Source organism: Globicatella sanguinis NBRC 15551 (genome assembly GCF_001552295.1).
Taxonomy (GTDB): Bacteria; Bacillota; Bacilli; order Lactobacillales; family Aerococcaceae; genus Globicatella; species Globicatella sanguinis.
The window spans coordinates 1-1,482 of record NZ_BCQX01000213.1 but is presented as its reverse complement, the minus strand read 5'-3'; the positions used below and the strand labels follow the sequence as shown (position 1 = coordinate 1,482).

At 34.3% G+C, this 1,482-nt stretch carries 2 protein-coding genes; one reads left to right on the top strand and one right to left on the bottom strand.

Features of this window, described 5'->3' with window-relative positions; genetic code table 11:
- Nucleotides 1-358 precede the first annotated feature (358 nt).
- Nucleotides 359-1,273: a siderophore ABC transporter substrate-binding protein gene (locus GSA01S_RS10160; RefSeq protein ID WP_066127262.1), complete on the top strand. Its 915-nt coding sequence runs from the start codon at nucleotides 359-361 to the stop codon at nucleotides 1,271-1,273.
- On the opposite strand, the gene GSA01S_RS11015 is transcribed toward GSA01S_RS10160, so the two are convergent.
- A partial coding sequence (locus GSA01S_RS11015) for a hypothetical protein (RefSeq protein WP_217994651.1) occupies nucleotides 1,262-1,482 on the bottom strand: 221 nt, incomplete at its 5' end. The two genes, GSA01S_RS10160 and GSA01S_RS11015, sit on opposite strands and share 12 nt — an antisense overlap.

The window sequence follows — 1,482 nt, the reverse complement described above, 5'->3', positions numbered from 1 at the left end:
CCTTCCCTATCATTGGAAAAGGTAAAGACATCTCTAATCACATTCCCATCAGAATCACAAATAAAACAATCATGCTTATCCTTAGCAACATCGATACCAATAAGCAACATAAAAACACATCCTTTAAAATAAATTGGCTGTGGTTATCCACAAAAACTATGTATCGTATCCTTGCACGAGATAAAACGTCTAGCGTTATCTAACTCATAAACAAATAAACATAGAAATGTGGTTGGAGCCTTAATAAAATAGTCTAAGCTATAGGAGTAAGAACCAATCCACAAGCCTATGATTATCATATAGTAAAAAGAAAAAAAGAACACTAATTACTATGTGTTCATTATACAAGGAGTATATTATGAAAAAAATTGTCGTCTTATTATTAGGCTTAGTAAGTTTATTAACAGGTATGGTAAAAGTTCAAGCAGCCGAAGTGAAGGTTACCGATAGTTTGGGAACTGAATTGGTCTTTGAGCAGACACCAGAAAGAGTAGTGGTGTTAGGATATTCAGAATACGATACTTTAAAAGCCTTAGGTCTAGAGAAATTAGTCGTGGGTGCACCTAAAAAGAATGTTCCCGAATATTTAGGCGCATTACCCGAAACGATTACCGATATAGGTTCTTTAAAAGAGCCAAATTTAGAAACTATTGCCGAATTAGCACCGGATTTAATTATTGCAACGGGGAGAACAGCTGCTTTGGCAGAAGAGCTGAGTCAAATCGCACCTGTATTTGTCAATCGTATTGATAATGCTAACTATTGGGAATCCTTTAAATCAACAAACTTAAATTTAGCAACCATTTTTAATCAAACTGAAAAAGCTGAAGCGGTGATAACCAGTCTTGAAGAAAAAGTAGAAAAAGTTAAACAGACGGTTGCCAATCAAACTCAAACAACTTTAGTGTTAATGTTAAATGAAGGGAATCTCTCTGCCTTTTCAGCTAATTCTCGCTTTGCTTTAATTTACCAAGTATTAGGTTTTAAAGCTGTAGATGATAGTATTGAAGATGGGACTCATGGACAAGAAATGAGTTATGAAGGTATTTTAAGCTTAAATCCTGAACGTATTTTTTACTTAGATCGAACGGCAGCTATTGGCGGTGATAAAACTAAAAATGCTGACTTCCTTACAAATGAATTAATCGCGCAAACAACAGCCAGTCAAAATGATGCGATTAATGCTTTAACGAGTGATTTATGGTATTTAGCTGGCGGAGGATTAGAATCATTATCACTGCAAATAGATGAAATTGAAGCCTTAATTCAATAGTATCGTTTCAAATTTGATACGCAATTCAATATAAAGGCAAATATTTAAAGCTAAATAGATTTTTGAATTGAAAGATAGGTTAAGAAGTGAAAAGTTAAATTTTTGCTTTTTACCTATTTTCTGTGTTTTGGGAGTGGGCAAGAAGTAAAAAATCAGTTGATTTTCGCTTCGTCTGTTCACCGCAGCAAAGTTGGGAGTAGACCAGAAGT

Bases quoted from the DNA above. Each gene is read 5' to 3' on its own strand.
- GSA01S_RS10160 (WP_066127262.1), top strand. From the start codon at position 359: ATGAAAAAAATTGTCGTCTTATTATTAGGCTTAGTAAGTTTATTAACA.